Here is a 19,047-nt window from a genome sequence, read left to right as displayed (position 1 = left end):
CTCGTCGGGGGTGTGAGGAGGGGGTGAGCGGGAACCCGACTCAGGACTCCCACTCACCCCCTCCTCACTGCCGTCCCGCCCTCAGGAGCGTCAGAGGGACGCGATCGCCTCGTTGAAGGTGGCGCTCGGGCGCATCACCGCGGACGCCTTGGCGTCGTCCGGACGGTAGTAGCCGCCGATGTCGGCCGGCTTGCCCTGGACGGCGAGGAGCTCGGCCACGATGGCCTGCTCGCCCGCGGCCAGCGCCTCGGCGAGCGGCTTGAACGTGGCGGCCAGCTCGGCGTCGTCCGACTGCCCGGCCAGCTCCTGCGCCCAGTACAGGGCGAGGTAGAAGTGCGAGCCGCGGTTGTCGATCGTGCCCAGGCGACGCCCCGGCGAGCGGTCCTCGTTGAGGAACGTGCCGGTGGCACGGTCGAGGGTGTCGGCCAGGACCTGGGCCCGGGCGTTGCCCTCGCGCACCGCGAGGTGCTCGAAGGACGCGGCGAGGGCGAAGAACTCGCCGAGCGAGTCCCAGCGCAGGTAGTCCTCCTCGACGAGCTGCTGCACGTGCTTAGGCGCGGAGCCGCCGGCACCGGTCTCGAACAGGCCGCCACCGTTCATCAGCGGCACGATCGAGAGCATCTTGGCCGACGTGCCGACCTCGAGGATCGGGAACAGGTCGGTGTTGTAGTCGCGCAGCACGTTGCCGGTCACCGAGATGGTGTCCAGGCCCTGGCGGATGCGCGCGAGCGAGAACGCCGTGGCCTCCGCCGGGTCCATGACGTGGATCTCGAGGCCCTCGGTGTCGTGCTCCGGCAGGTACTGCTCGATCTTGCGGATCAGGTTGGCGTCGTGCGCGCGCCGGGAGTTCAGCCAGAAGACGGCGGGCGTCTCCGACAGCCGGGCGCGCGTGACGGCCAGCTTGATCCAGTCGCGGATCGAGGCGTCCTTGGTCTGGCAGGCGCGCCAGATGTCACCGGCGTGGACGGCGTGCTCGATGAGCACGGCGCCGGAGCCGTCGACCACGCGGACGGTGCCGTCCGTCGCGATCTCGAACGTCTTGTCGTGCGAGCCGTACTCCTCGGCCGCCTTCGCCATGAGGCCGACGTTGGGCACGGAGCCCATCGTGGCCGGGTCGAGGGCGCCGTTGACGCGGCAGTCGTCGATGACGGTCTGGTAGATCCCGGCGTAGGAGGAGTCGGGGATCACCGCGAGGGTGTCGGCCTCCTCGCCGTCCGGCCCCCACATGTGGCCGCCGATGCGGATCATGGCGGGCATCGAGGCGTCGACGATGACGTCCGACGGGACGTGCAGGTTGGTGATGCCCTTGTCGGAGTTCACCATGGCCATCTTCGGGCCGTCGGCCAGCGCGGCGTCGAACGCGGCGCGGATCTCGGCGCCGTTCGGCAGCGACTCGAGGCCGGCGAAGATGCCGCCCAGGCCGTCGTTCGCCGACAGGCCGGCGGCGGCCAGGTCCTGGCCGTACTTGTCGAAGACGGGCTTGAAGAAGGCCCTGACCACGTGGCCGAAGATGATCGGGTCGGAGACCTTCATCATCGTGGCCTTGAGGTGCACCGAGAAGAGGACGCCCTCGACCTTGGCCCGCTCGATCGACTCGGCGAGGAAGGCGTCCAACGCGGCGGCGTCGAGGAACGTGCCGTCCACGACCTCCCCGGCCAGCACCGGCAGCGACTCCTTGAGCACGGTCACGGTGCCGTCGTCGGCGACGTGCTCGATGCGCAGCGTGTCGTCGGCCTCGACGATCACGGACTTCTCGTTGGAGAAGAAGTCGTCGTGGCCCATGGTGGCCACGTTGGTCTTCGAGTCGGCCGACCAGGCACCCATGCGGTGCGGGTGCGCCTTCGCGTAGTTCTTGACCGAGGCGGGGGCGCGGCGGTCCGAGTTGCCCTGGCGCAGCACCGGGTTCACGGCGGAACCCATGACGCGGCCGTAGCGCTCGCGCGCGTCCTTCTGCTCGTCGGTCTCGACGCTCTCCGGGAAGTCCGGCAGGTCGTAGCCGAGGGCCTGCAGCTCGGCGACGGCCGCCTTGAGCTGGGGCACCGACGCCGAGATGTTCGGCAGCTTGATGATGTTGGCCGCCGGGTCGTTCGCCAGCTCACCCAGCTCGGCGAGCGCGTCCGCCTGGCGCTGCTCCTCCGTGAGCCGCTCCGGGAACTGGGCGATGATGCGGCCGGCGAGCGAGATGTCGCGGGTCTCGACGTCCACACCGGCCTTGGCCGCGTACGCCGAGACGATCGGCAGGAACGAGTACGTCGCCAGAAGCGGGGCCTCGTCCGTGTGGGTATAGATGATCTTGGACATGGGTGTGGCTGACTCCCCGGGATGTTGGAATGTGCCGATCTCTCGATATCAAGATACCTGAGGGTCCTGCTCACTCCTGAATTGCGAGACGCACTTCACGCCCCGACGTGTCAGACGTTCAGGTCCCTCGGGCGACCTGAGCGTCTGACACGTCGATACGGTCGGGCTAGATCAGGCCCAGGGCCCGGACGGCGTCGCGCTCCTCCACGAGCTCGGCGACGCTCGCGTCAATCCGGCCGCGGGAGAACTCGTCGATCTCGAGGCCCTCGACGATCTTCCACTCGCCCGTGCCGTCGGACGTGACCGGGAACGAGGAGACGAGCCCCTCCGGCACGCCGTACTCGCCGGAGGACCACAGGCCCGCCGAGGTCCAGTCGCCCTCGGGGGTGCCGAGCGTCCAGTCGCGCACGTGCGCGATCGCCGCGTTGGCCGCCGACGCCGCCGACGAGGCCCCGCGCGCCTGGATGATCGCGGCGCCGCGCTTGGCGACCGTCGGGATGAAGTCGTCGGTGAGCCAGGCGGTGTCGGCCGCGACGTCGGCGCCGGGACGGCCGCCGACCTCGGCGTGGAACAGGTCGGGGTACTGCGACGCGGAGTGGTTGCCCCAGATCGTGAGCCGCTTGATGTCGGCGACGGGGGTCCCGGTCTTGGCCGCGACCTGCGAGAGCGCCCGGTTGTGGTCGAGCCGGGTCATCGCGGTGAACCGCGTCGCCGGCACGTCGGGGGCGTTCGACGCGGCGATGAGGGCGTTGGTGTTGGCGGGGTTGCCGACCACGAGCACCCGGACGTCGTCCGCGGCGCCGTCGTTGATCGCCCGGCCCTGGGGGCCGAAGATCCCGCCGTTGGCCTCCAGCAGGTCGGCGCGCTCCATGCCCGCGCCGCGGGGGCGGGCGCCGACGAGGAGGGCGACGTTGACGCCGTCGAAGGCCTTGACCGGGTCGTCGAAGATCTCGACGCCGGCCAGGTTCGGGAAGGCGCAGTCGTCGAGCTCCATGGCGGTGCCCTCCGCGGCACCGACGGCCTGCGGGATCTCGAGAAGTCGGAGCCGTACTGGCGTGTCCGCGCCGAGCATCTCGCCCGCGGCTATGCGGAAGAGGAGCGCATACCCGATCTGGCCAGCGGCTCCGGTGACGGTGACATTCACGGGTTCAGTCATGACCCCACTCTTGCATCGACCGCCCCGCCTCGCCCAGCCCCTGGGCCGATCCGTGTCTTGCCTGGTACCAGCACCCGGGTACGGTGAAGAAAATGCCCGCGCGTATTCAGGTTTTGCTCAGGCGGGTAATGGCAGGATGTGCGCGACATCGCACTGCACGCCGCCATGACGCGCACCGAACGGTGTGCCACCGAAAGGAACTGACTTCATGTCCCAGGACCTCGCCGCGACCAGCGGCGTCACCGAGGTCGAGGAGCGGTCGCCCAGCCTGCTCTCCCGCCTGCTCGCCGAGACCTTCGGCACGTTCCTGCTGACGCTCGTGATCGTGGGTGTGCTCGTCTACAGCCCGCTGAACACGGTCGGCGGGCTCGGCGCGGCGCTCGGTGGAGGCTTCGCCTACATCGCGGGTGCCGCAGCCGTCGGCCGCGTCTCCGGTGCGCACTTCAACCCGGCGATCTCGCTGGGCTCCTGGCTCAGCGGCCGTATCTCGGTCAGCAACATGTTCAGCTACTGGGGCGCCCAGCTCGTGGGCGCGATCCTGGCTGCCGCCGTGGTGTTCGCGACCGTGCCCCAGGCGCTGCTCGCGCTGGTCGGCAAGGAGAACGTCTCCGACATGTTCGACTCGGCCGTCAACGGCTTCTCGCAGCACTCCCCGCTCTACCTGCAGACGCAGGGCCAGGCCCAGTTCGACTGGCTCCCGGCGCTGATCGTCGAGGTCATCATCTCCGCGATCCTCGTCGGCGTGTACCTCGGCGTGCACGACCGCCGCAGCAAGATCGGTTACGCCCCCGTCGCCGTGGGCAGCGCCATCGCCGCGCTGACCCTGGTCTCGTGGTTCGTCACCAACACCGGCATGAACCCCGCCCGCTCCACGGCCGCCGCGCTCTTCGCGAACAACTGGGGCGGCGACGGCTCCGGCCGCCAGCTCTGGCTGTTCTGGCTCGCCCCGCTGGTCGGCGCCGCGCTCGCCGCGCTCTTCTACCGCGCGTTCGCCTCGGTCGAGCCCGAGGCCGTCGAGCTCGACGAGGAGGACGACGAGGACGAGGACGACGACGAGGCGACCGAGGTCGTCGCCGCGCAGTCCGCCCCCGCGGCCGAGGCCTCGGAGGAGAGCGCCGAGACCCCCGTGAAGACCGCCGAGGGCGAGACCGAGTCGGAGAAGAAGGCCGACGACAAGGCCTGATCCCTCGCACCACCCGCACGACGCCGGGGCCGCACCTTCCGCACGGGAGGTGCGGCCCCGGCGTCGTGCCGGCCCGGGCTCCCCCTCCGCGCGGCGGCCGAGGGCTCCGGGGTGAAGTTGCCTCACGATCCGGTCACACCGGACAGATCAGGCCGCGGCGGCTGATAGACATCCGGGCGTGACCGCCCCATCCCCGATCCCGCCGCCGGAGCTGCAAGTACCCGTGCACCGCGGCTGGATCACCGCCTCCATGATCCTGTTCTGGCCGTTGGCGATCGCCGCGGTGCTCGCCGCGAACCGTGCCGCCCGTGCCCACGGGGCCGGACACGCGCCGACAGCGCAGCGCGAGGCGTACCGGGCACGGGGCCACGCGAGACTGGGCGTGCTGCTCGGCAGCATCGCGTGGATGTTCCTGCTCGTGTTCTACGTGGCCCTCGGCCTCATCATCGTTCCGATGGCGCCCGAGATCCTCCAGCAGGAGGGCATCGACACCGTGGCCGCGGAGCCGGCCCCCGACTCCTACCGGACGGCGGCCGCCCCGAAGCGCGAGCCGATCCCGGTCTACCCGCTGGAGCTCCTCGCGGGCGACTGCTTCCTGGCACCCGACGAGGAGACGGCCTGGGCATCCATCGACGTGATCCCGTGCAGCAGGCTGCACGACGCGCAGGTGATCGCCGTGACGGAGCTGGGTGACGGCGGGTTCCCGGGCGTCCAGGAGGTCGCCGACCGGACGTGGTACGACTGCGCGCCGCGCTACGAGGAGTTCTCCGGGACACGATTCGTGGAGAGCTCGCCCGTCTGGACCTTCGAGCCGGACGCGGCGGACTGGGGATACGGACTGCACGACGCCGTCTGCTTCGTCGAGGTGGACACCCCGATGCGTGGCGACCTCTCGGACCACCCGCAGCTGTTCGAGACCGGAGCGACGTCATGACCCACGATCTCCCACCGCTGACGCCGCCCGGCGGACCGGGCCCCGCACCCACCCCCGAGCCCCGCCCGACGTCGGACCCCTACGCCCCGGCGGCGGCGCCCTACCAGGCGCCGACGTCGCAGTCCCCCTACGACGTGCCGACGTCGTACCAGCTTCCGCCCCGGCCGCCGGCCGAGCCGTCCACGGGCGCGGGCTGGACCATCGTCGCGCTCCTCGCGTGGTGGCCGTTCGGGCTCGCCGCCTACCCGCACACCCAGCGGGCGTCCGCCGCCCTCGGCGCCGGCGACCGGCGGACCGCGGAGGCCGAGGGTGCGCGGGCCCGGCGGGTCGGCATCGCGGGCCTCGTCTGCTCCATCGTGCTGGCCGTCGTGCTGACGGTCGGCTGGACGGGCGGCGCCGTCGCCCTGGGCTTCTGGTTCGAGGACGTGGTGCGCGCCGCGGACGCGGCGACGTCGACCCGCTACGTGGACGACGACCAGCCTGGTTCCGGCCCCGTCGACGGGACCCCCGTGGGGGAGCTGAGCGAAGGGAGCTGCTACCTCGTCGACGGGCTGACCGACGTGGTACGCACCGTGGCCACCGTGAGGTGCGCGGAGCCGCACGGCGGTGAGCTCTACGAGCTCGCGTACGTGCCGAGCGACGCGTTCGGAGCGACCGACGGCGTGCCCGAGGCCGGCTACCCCGGGCCGGCGGTGATGGCCAGGTACGCCGAGAACGTCTGTCGCGAGGCGTTCGAGACCGCCACCGGGTCGACCACGCAGGAGTCCGGCCTGCACTTCTGGCACACGGCGTCCGACCCGTGGGACTGGCGCGCGCAGAACCGGCGGATCGCCTGCTTCGCGGAGTCCGACGCCGACGACCTCACGGCTCGCCTCGGCGACCGGTGAGCACCGCGCCGGGCCCTGGACACCGTTCCGGGACCCGGCGCGGTCATGCCGGAGGGCGGGTGGCTTTCGCCCGGAAACTCCGCACCGCTACGATCCCGGATCATGGCCGACACCACGCAGACCTCCCGCGGCGCGACGGAACCGGCCGAGACCGAACCAGGAGCCGTCGCCGAGGCGGAGGCCCCGGACGAGGACGCGAAGCCGGGCGACGAGGCGCCGTCCGACGGCGAGAAGCCTGACGAGGACGAGTCGTCGGACGAGGACGAGTCGTCGGGCGACCGCGAGACACCCGCCGATGCCGAGAACATCGGCGACGCCGCCGACCCGAACGAGCTGCCCTACCCGACTCGCGTGGGCTGGGTGGTCGCCGCCTTCCTGTTCTTCTGGCCGCTCGCGATCCCCGCCCTGGTGCAGTCGATGCGCACCGCCGAGGCGAACGGCACGGGCAACGTGCGCCGCGCGAAGAAGTCGTCGGTGCGCACGCTCGACTTCGCCCTGGGCGCGGTCACCGTGGGGGTGCTCGGGATCGCGGGCCTGTGGATCGCCGTCGCGGCGGCGCCCACCTACGCGACGGCGCTCCCGCCCGGGCTCGTCTCCGCCGCCCGCGAGTTCGTCCCGCCGGCGCTGGCGGGCCCGCTCGGTATCGCGCAGCCCGACGACGGCGCCGTGCTCACGGAGCCGACGCCGTCCCCCACGCCGACCGGCGACCCGTACGCCACGACCGACCCGTACGCCGAGGACCCGTACGCCGACCCCTACGCGGAGGACCCGGCCGGCGACCCGGACGCGCTGCCCACGCAGGAGGCCGGCGGCGAGCTGGAGCCGGGCGAGGCGCCCACACCGGACGCCGACACCGAGGCGACCGCCGGGGCGGAGATCCCGGACCTGCAGGTGGGGGACTGCATCGACACGGCGGCGACGTCGGGCCAGACCACGCTGTACCGGATCCCGGTGGTGCCCTGCACCACGGCGCACGGCGGCGAGATCTACGCGGAGACGACGGCGCCCGACAGCCTTGCCGAGAACGGCGCGCCTCCCACGCAGCAGGCGCTGTGGGACGCCGCGGACGCGTACTGCTACCCGCAGTTCACCCGGTACGTGGGCCTGCGGTGGGCCAAGTCGGAGCTGCTCTACTGGCCGATCGCGCCGTCGGAGGAGAGCTGGGCCGAGGGCGACCGGCGCATCCTGTGCGTCGTCGAGTCGGAGCAGCCGGTGACGGGCTCGCTCAAGGGCGCCGACCGCTAGGTCGGCCCCGGCGGTGGGCTCCCCGGCGGCAGAGGCCGGGCCTCAGAAGCCGCGCCTCAGAGGTCCGGCGTCAGATGCTCGGCGTAGCGACGGCGAGGGCGCCGATCAGCACCGCCGTCGCGCCGTACAGGACGATGTCGATGGTCCGGGTCCGGATGACGAGGCCGACGGGGCTGTCGAGCACAGCGCGGAAGATCGCGCAGACCACGAGGACCACCCCGATGCCGATCGCCCCGGCGCGTGCGCCGGCGATCAGCCCGAGCAGCACGGAGATGCCGACACCCGCGAGGACGAGCCAGATCGCGAGGTTGCTCCGCTGCGGCTCGGCCGGACTCATGTCGGAGTCCTCGCCGCTGGCTGGCTCACTGCGGTCGAGCTCCTGGCTGGTCGTCGTGGTGGCCGTCATCAGGTCGGCCGGTCCGGTGCGTTCGAGCGTAGCGGTTCCGACCGAGCCCGGCTCGAGGAGGCTCGTGGCGCCGGGGGTAGTCCGCATCTCACTGAGATCCACGGCACGAGGGTACAACCGAAACGTCGCGATTCTGCAGGACCGTGACCTGCTTGCAACCTGATACAAGGCACATTCCCAGGTTGGCGGCCTGCGAGCTACCGTGAGGTCCATGGCGTCCCCTTCAGGTCAGGTCCCCAGCAGCGTGGTCGTCGTGGGTGCGGGGCTGGCGGGCGCGCAGACCTCCGCCGCGCTTCGGAAGCACGGTTTCGAGGGGCACCTCACGGTGCTCGGCGCGGAGGGCCTGCCGCCCTACGACCGCCCGCCGCTGTCCAAGGAGCTGCTCAAGCGCACGGAGCCGGTCTGGCTCGCCGACGACCTCGGGATCGACCTCACCGCCCTCGCCGACGACCTGCGGCTCGCCGACCCGGCGACCCGCCTCCAGGTGGACCAGGAGCGGGTGACGGTGCGGACGGCGTCCGGCGACGACGTCGTGGCCGACGCCGTGGTGCTCGCCACCGGCAGCACCCCCGTGCGGCCCGCGGGCTGGGATGCCGCGATGACCCTGCACACGGCTCCGGACGCCGAGCGGCTGCGCGCCGCCGTCGTCCCGGGGATGCGGCTCGTGGTGGTCGGCGCCGGCTGGATCGGCGCCGAGGTGGCCGGCGTCGCGGCGGGCGCCGGCGCTCGCGTCACGGTCGTGGAGGCCGGCCCGGTGCCGCTGGAGCGGCAGCTCGGGCGCAGGGTGGGCGGCCTGCTCGCCCCCTGGTACGACGACGCCGGGGTCACCCTGGTCACGGGCGTCGCCGTCGAGAAGGTGCTGCCCGGACCACCCGGCGGCACGCCCGGTGGCGGCAGTGTCGTGCTCGCCGACGGCCGGGTGCTGGAGGGCGACCTGGTGCTCGCCGCCGTGGGGGCACGCCCCGCGACGGGCTGGCTCGCGGGCTCCCTGCCGCTGGAGGGGAACGGCGGGCTGCGCGTCAACCGCGCCGGCCGGTTCATGGGCATGCACTCCCCCACCGACCCGGCGGGGCGCCTGCACCTCGACGCGCTGCGCCGCGTCTGGGCGGTGGGCGACATCGCGACCCGCGAGCACCCGGTGTTCGGTCCGGTACCGGGCGGGCACTGGTCGGCCGCCCTGCACGACCCCGAGGTCACGGTTCGCGCCCTGCTCGGGCTCGACGAGCGCGCCGCGGAGCCCGAGCACGTGCGCGAGCGGCTCGGCCTCGCCCCGATCCCGGCGCATGCGCCGTACGTCTTCTCGCAGCAGCTCGGGCACGACCTCGCCCTGTTCGGGGTGCCGTCCCCGTTCGACGACGTGGTGCTGCGCGGCACCCCCGCGGCGTCGGGCGGGTGGGGTGCGCTCTACCTGGAGAACGCGCTCGACCGGCACCCGCGCCGCACCCCGGACGGCCACCGCGTGGCGACCGTCCGGGCGATGCTGCTGGTCGACTCGCCGCGCGAGGTGGGGCAGCTCCGCAAGCTGATGAACCGCGGGGTGCCGCTGGAGGTCGACCTGGACCGCGCCGTCGACCCAGCGGTCAAGCTCAAGGACGCCGTCGTCTGAGCCGGAGGTGCAGCGCAGGGTGGGGGCCGAGGAACGAGGCACCCGCCCGAAGCGGAACCGCAGGCTCAGACGACCACCAGGCAACGTCTGAGCCGGAGGTGCAGCGCAGGGTGGGGGCCGAGGAACGAGGCACCCGCCCGGAGCGGAACCGCAGGCTCAGACGACCACCAGGCAACGTCTGAGCCGGAGGTGCATCACCTTTGAGGCCCGGGTTTCTCCGCTTTCGACGGTCGCAAAGAGGAGAAACCCGGGCCTCAAAGGGGATCTGCGGCGGCCCTGGTGAGCCGGTCCGGGCCCGGTGAGAACGTTAGTGCGCGAAGTGGCGCGTGCCCGTCAGGTACATCGTGACGCCGGCCGCCTCGGCGGCCTTGACGACCTCCTCGTCGCGGATCGAGCCGCCCGGCTGCACGACGGCGGTGACCCCGGCGTCGAGCAGCACCTGGAGGCCGTCCGCGAACGGGAAGAACGCGTCGGACGCCGCGACGGCGCCGCGGGCGCGCTCGACGGGACCCGACTCGCCCTCGGCCAGGGTGTTGGCGCGCTCGACCGAGAGGCGGCACGAGTCCACGCGGTTCACCTGGCCCATGCCGATGCCGACGGCAGCGCCGTCCTTGGCCAGCAGGATCGCGTTCGACTTGGCGGCGCGCACGGCCTTCCAGGCGAACGCGAGGTCGGCGAGCACCTCGGGCGACGCCGCCTCGCCGGTCGCGAGGGTCCAGTTCTCGGGGGCGTCGCCGTCGGCCTGGAACCGGTCGGTGGCCTGCATGAGCAGCCCGCCCGAGATGGGCCGGGTCTCCACGGAGCCGGCCGGCGCCTCGGGGACCACGAGCAGCCGGATGTTCTTCTTGGCCTGGAGGATCTCCAGCGCCTCGGGCTCGAAGCCGGGGGCCACGACGACCTCGGTGAACACCGGGGCGATCTGCCGCGCGGCGTCGGCGGTGACCGTGCGGTTCGCAGCGATCACGCCGCCGTACGCGCTGACCGGGTCGGTCGCGTGCGCCCGGGCGTGCGCCTCGGCGATGTCGCCGCCGACGGCGATGCCGCACGGGTTGGCGTGCTTGATGATCGCGACGGCGGGGCCCTCGTGGTCCCAGGCGGCGCGCCACGCGGCGTCGGCGTCGACGTAGTTGTTGTAGCTCATGGCCTTGCCGTGCAGCTGCTCGGCCTGAGCCAGGCCCGTGACGCCGTCGCCTCGGGTGTACAGGGCGGCGCGCTGGTGCGGGTTCTCGCCGTAGCGCAGCACGTCGGCGCGCTCCCAGGTGCCGCCGACCCACGCGGGGAAGCCGGAGTGCTGCGGCTCGCCGTCGACCGTCACCTCGTCCGTGGGCGACACGACGCTGCCCATCCACGAGGCGACCGCGACGTCGTAGGTGGCGGTGTGCACGAAGGCCTCGGCGGCGAGCGCCTTCCGCTGCGCGTAGGTGAACCCGCCGGCCCGGACGGCGTCGGCCACGGCCGAGTAGGCGGCCGGGTCCACGACGACGGCGACGGACGGGTGGTTCTTGGCCGCGGCGCGCACCATGGACGGCCCGCCGATGTCGATCTGCTCGACGACGGCGTCCGGCCCGGCGCCCGACGCGACGGTGGCCGCGAACGGGTAGAGGTTGACGACGACGAGCTCGAACGGCGAGATCTCGAGCTGGGCGAGCTGGTCGAGGTGGTCCTGCTTGCGGGTGTCGGCCAGGATGCCGGCGTGCACGCGGGGGTGCAGCGTCTTGACGCGGCCCTCCAGGCACTCGGGGAAGCCCGTGAGCTCCTCGACCGGCGTGACGGGGATCCCCGCGTCGGCGATCTTGGCCGCGGTGGACCCGGTCGAGACCAGCTCGACGCCGGCGTCGTGCAGCGCGGTGGCGAGCTCGATCAGGCCGGTCTTGTCGTAGACGCTCAGCAGCGCGCGCCGCACGGGGCGCTGCGAGTCGTCGGTGAGCTGGACGTCAGGGGTGGACGGGGCGCCGGACATGGCGGTTCTCCTCGGAAGTAGCCTCGTGGAAAACCCTGGCACCCAGGCGGGCGGCGCGCATCACGGGTCGGTCGGCCGCTCCCCGGTGGTGACCCACCCTCGCCAGTCACGGCCAGGTGCAGTCTACCGGCGGATCTCCGCGGGAATCCGCACGTCCATACCCAGCAGCTCCCAGGCCCGGCGCGCCCGGCGCTCCCGGTCCTCGCCCTCGGCCTGCGACAGCGCGCCGGCCATCATGGCCACCGCGAGCAGCAGGTCGTCCGGCGTCGTCCCGGCCGGGACGTCACCCGACTCGATCGCACCCGCCAGCCGTGTGCCCAGCGCGACGGCGACCCGCTCCCCCAGGGCGACCACCCGCTCGTCCGCGGGCACCCGCGAGCGCACCAGGTCCACGAACCCGACCGAGTCGACGGCGTGCCGCGTGACCAGGCCGAGCAGGTCGGCCAGGTCGGCGTCGGGGGTCGCGGCGCGCTCCTCGACGGCGACGACCTGCTCGTCGAACACCGCGACCACGAGGTCCATGCGGTCCGGGAAGTGCCGGTAGAGGCTTCCCTGCCCGACGCCGGCGCGCTTGGCGACCGCGCTCAGCGGCGCGCCGGTCCCGGCGGACCCGAAGACCTCGCGGGCCGCGGCCAGCAGCGCCGCCCGGTTGCCCGCCGCGGCGCGCGGACCGAGGTTGGGGGCCCCGCCGCGGCGCTTCGTGCCGTGCGGAAGGGCACCGGGTCGGGGGTCGCGAAGTACACCGGTCATGGCGGTATTCTAGGTACCGGACAGCGTTGTCCGGTACCAACCCCGTTCGAGGAGCACAGCATGGCACTGACCGTTCGTTCCACCGTCGGCGACTGGCTCGACCACCCCGTCGGGGGCCGCGTCCTCGCGGCCTTCCTCGCCGAGGGCGGGGCGACGCCCGACTCGCTCGCCCCCGCCCGCGGCCTGCCGCTGGAGCAGCTCGTGGCGCTGTCCGGCGGCACGTTCCCGGCCGAGGCGCTCGACACGCTGGTCGCGGCATACCGGGAGGCGGCGCCGGAGGAGGCGGCCGAGGCCGACGCGGCGGCCGCCGGAGACGCGCAGACCGTCGCCGGCTGGGCCGAGCAGGTCACCCCCGGCCGCTTCGCCGGACAGACCGTCGTGGTCACGGGTGCGGCGTCCGGCATCGGCCGGGCCGTCGCCTCGCGCGTGGCGCGCGAGGGCGGCCGCGTGATCGCCGCGGACCTCTCCGCGGAGAAGCTCGACGAGCTCGCCGCCGCGCTGACCGACCTCCCGGACGGCGCCGAGATCGTCCCCGTCGCGGGCGACATCTCCGCCCAGGACGACGTCGCCCGCATCGTGGCCGCCGCAGGCGACCGCGTGGACGCGCTGGCCAACGTCGCCGGGATCATGGACGACATGTCGGCGGTCCACGAGGTGAGCGACGCCCTCTGGGAGCGGGTGCTGCGCGTCAACCTGGAGGGCACGATGCGGCTCACCCGCGCCGTCGTGCCCGGGATGCTGGCCGCGCACGAGGGGCGCATCGTCAACGTCGCCTCCGAGGCGGGGCTGCGCGGCTCGGCCGCCGGCGTCGCCTACACGGCCTCCAAGCACGCGGTGGTCGGCCTGACCAGGTCCAACGCCGTGATGTACGCGAAGAGCGGCATCCGCACCAACGCCGTCGCGCCGGGCGGCGTCGCCACGGGCATCCCGGTGCCCGGGCAGGCGGAGTTCGGCGCGCCGGTGCTGCGGCCCCACCAGGTCAACATCCTGAGCCTCGCCATGGCGGAGGAGCTGGCTGCGACGATCACCTTCCTGCTGTCCAGGGACTCGGTGAACCTCAACGGCGCGATCATCGCGGCGGACGGCGGCTGGTCCGCCGTCTGACGGGTCAGGTGGCTGACGGCGTGCGCGTCGTCGGCCACTCGACGACGTCGGCCGCCCAGGTGCCCGGCAGGCCGACGCGCCACAGCGGGCGCACCAGGAACATGGCCAGGAAGAGCACGGTCCACGCGCCGGCGAACAGCCACATCGCGGGACCGATCCCGAGGCTCGCGAGGAGCACGCTGCCGACGAGCGGCGCCGCCGGTCCGGCCACCAGCCCGGTGAGGCCCATCGTGGCGGCCATGCGCCCCTGCATCTGCCCGGGCGTGATCGCCGTGACGTACGAGAGCATCCCGGCGTTGAGCGCGGGCGCGAAGAACATCATCCCCGTCAGCGCGGCGACGAACCCCCAGTAGGTGGGGAACACCGCCATCAGCACGACGGCGACGCCCGAGACGCCGAGCGTCAGCACCGTCAGGACGCCCACGCGCACCCGCCGGACGAGCACGCCCGCGAGGACCGAGCCCAGGAGCACCCCCACCCCGACCGCGGTGTTGATCAGGCCGATCAGCGCGGGCGCCGTCCCGGTGCTCACCAGGTGCAGGTTGATCGCCACCATCATGCCGTTCAGAACCACGTTGACCAGCATGAACAGCCAGAGCGACGCGCGGAGCAGGGGCACGCCGAACACATAGCGCAGCCCCTCGCGGAGCGCGGCGGCGGGATGCTCGGCGCGCGCGGCGTCGAGATCGCCGTTGAGCGGCTCCCGCACCAGGGACGTGGCGACCACGGACACCAGCCGGCCCGCCGCGGACACCGCGAAGGGCAGCACCGTGCTCATGCCGTAGAGCAGCCCGCCGAGCGGCCCCTGGAGCAGGGTGGCGGCGGCGTCTCGCCCCTGCGCGACCGACATGGCCTGCCCGAGCTGCTCCTTGGGCACCACCGCGTGCAGCGCCGCCGTCCCTGCCGGGTCCATGAGCGCGCCGACCACGGACGACACGAACAACGCCCCGGCCAGGTGTGGGGCAGTGACCGAGAGGCCGTCCGCCAGGCCCGCGACCACCACGCTCGTCCAGGCGAGCGCCGCGACCGTGCTGCCCACCATGATGAGCCGACGGCGGTCCACCCGGTCCACGATGACGCCGGCCGGCAGGGTCAGGAGCACCGACCCGAGCTGGCCGACGAACGCGATCACGCCTGCCTGCACCACGGACCCCGTGACCGCGTAGGCCAGCAGCGGCACCGCGAAGGCGCCGACCGCCGCGCCGACGTCCTCCGCCGTCGCGCCCGTGAGGAGCAGCCGGTAGGAGCGGTTGCGCCAGAGGGGCGCCGTCGTCTCGCGCTCGGGCGCCGTCGCCGTCGCCGTCGCCGTCGTCGTCGCCGTCATGTCGCCCGCCGCGCGGGACTCGTCCGTCGTCATGCGCACACCGTAAAGTCCGCAACTGCAATTGCGCAATGATAGTTGCGCATCTGTCGTTGCGGGATCTTGTTAGCCTGGCCCGATGGCTTCGAAGGAACCCCTCCAGATCACCGACCCGGAGATGCTGCGCGCCATGGCGCACCCGGTGCGGCAGCGGATCCTGATCGAGCTCAACGTGCGCGAGCACGCGCGCGCCGCCGACCTCGCCCGGACGCTGGACGTGCCCGCGAACTCGATCAGCTTCCACCTGCGGGTGCTGGCCAAGCACCACTTCATCGAGGAGGCCCCGGAGCTCGCCCGGGACAAGCGGGACCGGGTGTGGCGGCCCGTGGTGGAGCAGTTCATCGTGGACCGCAACCTCGCGGGTGCGGAGAACGCCATCGACCCCTACCTGCGCTGGCTGCGGGCCATGTTCCTGCGCGACCGCGAGGCTCCCGGCGCCCGGGAGGACTTCCACGAGGGCATGGCCAGCGGGGCCTTCTTCACGCGCGACGAGGCGGAGGAGCTGACCGCGGAGGTGTTCGCCGTCATGGAGAAGTGGTGGGACCGGACCGGGGCCGCCAAGCGGGCGGACCCCGACGACCCGGAGCGGAAGTTCTACCAGATCCTCTACGCCGTCGGGCCGCGGGACCTGGCGAGCGAACCCGTCCCGGAGACCTGAGCGGCCACGCTGGATCCCGACTACTCCAGGACGTCGGCCGCCCACGTGTCCGGGCGGCCGATCCGCATCAGCGGGCGGGTGAGCCGGAGCGCCACGAGCACCGCCACCATGGCGCCCACCATCACCCACAACGTGACGCCGATGCCCCAACCCTCCAGGAGCGCGCTGCCCAGCACCGGCGCGGCCGGGGCGGCGATCAGGCCGGTCAGCCCGAGCAGGGACGTGGCCCGGCCCATCATGCGGTCCGGGACGATCACCGTGAGGTAGCCGGTGAAGCCCGCGTTGAGCGCCGGGTAGAGGAAGACGCCGACCGCAAGCATCGCGACGAACACCCAGTACGTGGGCGCCAGCGCCATCACGACCAGCGCGCCGGCGAGCACGCCGACGGCCAGGATCCCCAGCCGGCCGACGCGCGTGCGCCGCACTATCGGCCCGGCGACGATCGCGCCGGCCAGCATGCTGACGCCGGCGCACGCGTCGACGAGCCCGATGAGCCGCGGGTCGGTGCCGGTGCGGACCAGCTCCAGGTTGATCGCCACGACCAGCGCGATCGAGGTCAGGTTGAGCAGCGTGATCAGCACGAGCACCGCGCGGAACAGCGGCACGGCGCCGACGAAGGCCAGGCCCTCGCGCAGGTCGGCGAGCGGGTGGTTCTGCTGGGTCCGCTCGCCGTTCAAGGGCTTGCGGGCGAACGAGACGGCCACGACCTCGATCAGGTGCCCCAGGACGGACGCGACGAACGGCAGCACGTGCGCCATGCCGTACAGGAACCCGCCGACGGGTCCCGCGAACAGCGCGACCGCCGCCATCCGCCCCTGGTTCACGGCCATCGCGTTCGCCATCTGGGCGGGCGGGACGACGGCGCGCAGCGCGCCGCCCGACGCCGGGTTCACGAACGCGCTCACCATCGAGGAGCCGAACAGCACCGCCGCCAGGTGCCACGCGCCGAGCGTCCCGGCCAGCCCGGCGGCGACGACCGTGGCCCACAGGACGGCGCCCGTCGCGGCGGCGACGACGAGGAGCGCGCGGCGGTTGACCCGGTCGGCGACGACGCCCGCCGGGAGCGTGGCCAGCAACGCGCCCGCCTGGCCGACGCCGCTGATCAGCCCCGCCTGCCCCACCGAACCCGTGACCTCGAACGCGAGCAGCGGGATCGCGAACGTGCCGACACCGGCGCCGATCGCCTGCGCGAACCGCCCGGTCGTGAGCAGCAGGTACGCGGCGTTCCGTCGCAGCGGCGGATCGAGGCTCAGCGCATCCGGGCTCGCCGGGTCCGGGCTCGTCAGGTCCGGGCTCGTCAGGTCCGGGCTCGTCAGGTCCGGGCTCGCCGGGTCCGGGCTCGCCGGGTCCGGGCTCGTCAGGTTCGGGCTCGCCGGGTCCGGGCTCACGGTTGCCGCGCTTCCCAGGTCAGCCGGCCCCGCCGTCGTCGTCTCCCCAGTCACGCCGCACAACGTACCGGGTGAAATGTCCACCTTATGACGCCGACAGCCCAGGCGCCGTCGCCCACTCACCTTTGAGGCCCGGGTTTGTTCGCTCTGAGCGGCCGCAAAAAGAAGAAAGCCGGGCCTCAAAGGCGACCTGCCGGAGCGGCTATCGACGCGGAGGACGGGGCGAGAGCGGGACAGCATCCGGGGCGCGGGGCGAGATCGGGACGGCATCCGGTGCGCCCAGGGTGACCGGAACACCCGTGTCGTCGTAGTTGCCGGGTGCCCAGCCGGCCTCGCGCAGCAACGCGGACAGGACCTCCGGCATGCGGACCCGGAGGTCCTGCGCCGTGAACCGCAGCAGGCGCGAGCCGCCCGCCGACGCCAGCGCGTTCTGCCGCGTGCGGTCCCGGAACACCGCGGCCGGCGCGCCGTGCACCTCGACGCCGTCGATCTCGACGAGCAGCCATGTCCCGTCCGGCAGCCGCCAGGCGAGGTCGACCCGGCCGAGGTGGTCGCCGTCCGGCCCCAGGAGCACGAGCTGCAGGGTGTCCGGCGGGATCCCCGCGTCCAGGCAGACCAGCCGCGCCACCGACTCGAGGGGCGACTCCGACCGGCTGTCCGCCAGGCGCCACCAGGGATGTGTCGTCTCGACGTCCCGGTGCCCTCGTGCCAGGTCGTGGGCCCGGGCCAGGTCGTCCGCCGTGGCGGAACGCGTGTGCAACAGGTCGTCCATCGCGGCCACGGCGTCGTCCCGGCGCATCCTCCCGACGCCGAGGGCGAGGGCGTCCGCGACGCTCGCGATCCGGAAGTCGCCGGCGAACCGGCCGGTCACCATGTCGCCGCGCTTGTGGAACGTGATGCCGTCCCGCTCGGGCCGCCAGTGCCCGTCGGGCGCGACGACCTCGGCGGGGATGGTGCGCGGCAGCCCCTTGACCTTGTAGAGCGCGAGGGCGCACAGACCGACGGCGGTCGATCCCGGGCCGGCGGCGAGCAGGCCGAGCCACGCGGGACGACGTCGGAGGTGGTCCAGCAGGTCAGGACGTGACCGGTCGGCGGGCGGCACGACGTCGGTGTCGTACACACCCTGCGTGAGCCGGATCAGCCGGCACTGCCGGACGAGGCGGTACCGCCACTGGGCGTGGACGCCGATGCCGTCGAGCTGCGCGGCGGAGATCAGCCCCTCCTGCCGGTCGGCGACGAGCTCCAGCTGAACGGGCAAGGGCTTGAGGGGTCGCATGGACCAATATCAGCACGCAATCAACATCAACACTGATGAAACATCACCAGGCTGTGGATAACCGGCGTCCGCCACTCCCCTTTGAGGCCCGGGTTTCTTCGCTTTGAGCGGGCGCAAAGCGAAGAAACCCCGGCCTCAAAGGGGAGGTGACAGTACGGGCGGGCGGACGGCGGCGCCGCGGTCAGCGGCCGATCGTGGCCTTGCGGCCCGTGACGTGCAGGCCCTCGCGGGCCAGGCGGCCGACGGTCTCGACCAGGAGCGCGCGCTCGGCGACCTTGATCCGCTCGGTCAGGGTGGGCTCGTCGTCCGTGTCCTGCACCGGGACGGCGGTCTGGGCGATGATCGGGCCGGTGTCCACCTCGTCGTCGACCACGTGCACCGTGCAGCCGGTGACCTTCACACCATGGGCGAGCGCGTCGCGGACGCCGTGCGCGCCGGGGAACGCCGGCAGCAGGGCCGGGTGCGTGTTGATCATCCGGCCCTCGAACTTGCGCACGACGCCGGGCGCCAGGATACGCATGAACCCCGCGAGGATCACGTAGTCCGGCTGGAACACCGAGATGGCCTCGAGCACGCCGTCGTTCCAGGCGGCGCGGTCCTCGAAGTCCTTCAGCGCGACGACGGCGGAGGCCACCCCGGCGTCCCGCGCCAGGTCGAGCGCACCCGCCGTCGGCCGGTCCGTGACGACGCCGACCACGCGCGCGCCGTACGCCGCGTCGTCGTGCGCCGCGAGGAGCGCGGCGAGGTTGGACCCGCCGCCCGAGGCGAGCACCACCAGGCGCTTGGCGGATGTGGACTCGACGGGGTGACCGGAGGGCGTCTGCACGGGCCCC

16 protein-coding genes are annotated in these 19,047 nt (G+C 73.1%); 7 read left to right on the top strand and 9 right to left on the bottom strand.

Annotation, left to right across the window (positions count from 1 at the left end; all coding sequences use genetic code 11):
- Positions 1 to 90 precede the first annotated feature (90 nt).
- Both ACH45N_RS05455 and ACH45N_RS05450 read right to left on the bottom strand, forming a co-directional pair.
- Positions 91 to 2,301 carry an NADP-dependent isocitrate dehydrogenase gene (locus tag ACH45N_RS05455; RefSeq protein WP_397391882.1) on the bottom strand — a complete coding sequence of 737 codons (2,211 nt, stop codon included), beginning with the start codon at positions 2,299 to 2,301 and terminating at the stop codon, positions 91 to 93.
- A 166-nt stretch (positions 2,302 to 2,467) separates the two neighbouring features.
- On the bottom strand, positions 2,468 to 3,457 hold the full coding sequence (locus ACH45N_RS05450) for a malate dehydrogenase (protein WP_397391880.1): 990 nt from the start codon (positions 3,455 to 3,457) through the stop codon (positions 2,468 to 2,470).
- Between the two features lie 208 nt (positions 3,458 to 3,665).
- On the opposite strand from ACH45N_RS05450, the gene ACH45N_RS05445 reads away from it, so the two are divergent.
- From ACH45N_RS05445 to ACH45N_RS05430, 4 genes are all read left to right on the top strand, one after another.
- On the top strand, positions 3,666 to 4,640 hold the full coding sequence (locus ACH45N_RS05445) for an MIP/aquaporin family protein (protein ID WP_397391878.1): 975 nt from the start codon (positions 3,666 to 3,668) through the stop codon (positions 4,638 to 4,640).
- 178 nt (positions 4,641 to 4,818) lie between these two features.
- Positions 4,819 to 5,574 (top strand): septum formation family protein, encoded by a 756-nt coding sequence (locus tag ACH45N_RS05440; protein WP_397391876.1) that lies wholly within the window; start codon positions 4,819 to 4,821, stop codon positions 5,572 to 5,574.
- A complete protein-coding gene (locus tag ACH45N_RS05435; protein ID WP_397391874.1) occupies positions 5,571 to 6,461 on the top strand; it encodes a CD225/dispanin family protein in 891 nt (296 codons plus the stop codon). The genes ACH45N_RS05440 and ACH45N_RS05435 overlap by 4 nt, the downstream gene beginning before the upstream one ends.
- Positions 6,462 to 6,563: 102 nt before the next feature.
- Positions 6,564 to 7,706 (top strand): septum formation family protein, encoded by a 1,143-nt coding sequence (locus ACH45N_RS05430; protein WP_397391872.1) that lies wholly within the window; start codon positions 6,564 to 6,566, stop codon positions 7,704 to 7,706.
- 70 nt (positions 7,707 to 7,776) lie between these two features.
- Here ACH45N_RS05430 and ACH45N_RS05425 read toward each other — a convergent pair whose 3' ends face one another.
- Complete coding sequence (locus ACH45N_RS05425) at positions 7,777 to 8,214, bottom strand: DUF3017 domain-containing protein (protein WP_397391870.1); 438 nt, start codon at positions 8,212 to 8,214, stop codon at positions 7,777 to 7,779.
- A gap of 109 nt (positions 8,215 to 8,323) precedes the next feature.
- Between ACH45N_RS05425 and ACH45N_RS05420 the strand changes: the two genes are divergently transcribed.
- Positions 8,324 to 9,718, top strand: coding sequence for an NAD(P)/FAD-dependent oxidoreductase (locus tag ACH45N_RS05420; RefSeq protein WP_397391868.1), 1,395 nt, complete (start codon positions 8,324 to 8,326; stop codon positions 9,716 to 9,718).
- Between the two features lie 307 nt (positions 9,719 to 10,025).
- Here ACH45N_RS05420 and purH read toward each other — a convergent pair whose 3' ends face one another.
- Together purH and ACH45N_RS05410 are read right to left on the bottom strand one after the other, a co-directional pair.
- Positions 10,026 to 11,678 (bottom strand): bifunctional phosphoribosylaminoimidazolecarboxamide formyltransferase/IMP cyclohydrolase, encoded by a 1,653-nt coding sequence (gene purH / locus ACH45N_RS05415; RefSeq protein WP_397391866.1) that lies wholly within the window; start codon positions 11,676 to 11,678, stop codon positions 10,026 to 10,028.
- Positions 11,679 to 11,801: 123 nt separating this feature from the next.
- Entirely contained in the window at positions 11,802 to 12,428 is a 627-nt protein-coding gene (locus ACH45N_RS05410) for a TetR/AcrR family transcriptional regulator (RefSeq protein WP_397391864.1), read from the bottom strand.
- Between the two features lie 60 nt (positions 12,429 to 12,488).
- On the opposite strand from ACH45N_RS05410, the gene ACH45N_RS05405 reads away from it, so the two are divergent.
- Entirely contained in the window at positions 12,489 to 13,532 is a 1,044-nt protein-coding gene (locus tag ACH45N_RS05405; protein WP_397391862.1) for an SDR family NAD(P)-dependent oxidoreductase, read from the top strand.
- Between the two features lie 4 nt (positions 13,533 to 13,536).
- Here the strand turns inward: ACH45N_RS05405 and ACH45N_RS05400 are convergent, their stop codons facing one another.
- Positions 13,537 to 14,889: an MFS transporter gene (locus ACH45N_RS05400; protein WP_397391860.1), complete on the bottom strand. Its 1,353-nt coding sequence runs from the start codon at positions 14,887 to 14,889 to the stop codon at positions 13,537 to 13,539.
- Positions 14,890 to 14,971: 82 nt separating this feature from the next.
- Here ACH45N_RS05400 and ACH45N_RS05395 point away from each other — a divergent pair, with 82 nt between their 5' ends.
- The gene (locus tag ACH45N_RS05395) at positions 14,972 to 15,550 is read left to right on the top strand and encodes a winged helix-turn-helix domain-containing protein (protein ID WP_397391858.1); all 579 of its coding nucleotides are present in this window, start codon (positions 14,972 to 14,974) and stop codon (positions 15,548 to 15,550) included.
- Positions 15,551 to 15,570: 20 nt separating this feature from the next.
- Here the strand turns inward: ACH45N_RS05395 and ACH45N_RS05390 are convergent, their stop codons facing one another.
- From ACH45N_RS05390 to purN, 3 genes are all read right to left on the bottom strand, one after another.
- A complete protein-coding gene (locus tag ACH45N_RS05390; RefSeq protein WP_397391856.1) occupies positions 15,571 to 16,992 on the bottom strand; it encodes an MFS transporter in 1,422 nt (473 codons plus the stop codon).
- Between the two features lie 148 nt (positions 16,993 to 17,140).
- Positions 17,141 to 18,196: a hypothetical protein gene (locus ACH45N_RS05385; protein ID WP_397391854.1), complete on the bottom strand. Its 1,056-nt coding sequence runs from the start codon at positions 18,194 to 18,196 to the stop codon at positions 17,141 to 17,143.
- Positions 18,197 to 18,395: 199 nt separating this feature from the next.
- On the bottom strand, positions 18,396 to 19,040 hold the full coding sequence (purN, locus tag ACH45N_RS05380) for a phosphoribosylglycinamide formyltransferase (protein WP_397391852.1): 645 nt from the start codon (positions 19,038 to 19,040) through the stop codon (positions 18,396 to 18,398).
- Between the last annotated feature and the right edge of the window lie 7 nt (positions 19,041 to 19,047).

The sequence above is a fragment of the Promicromonospora sp. NPDC019610 genome (assembly GCF_044389365.1).
In the GTDB taxonomy this organism is placed as follows: domain Bacteria; phylum Actinomycetota; class Actinomycetes; order Actinomycetales; family Cellulomonadaceae; genus Promicromonospora.
Note: the sequence above shows the minus strand (reverse complement) of the source record. Positions and strands in the feature narration are given on the sequence as shown.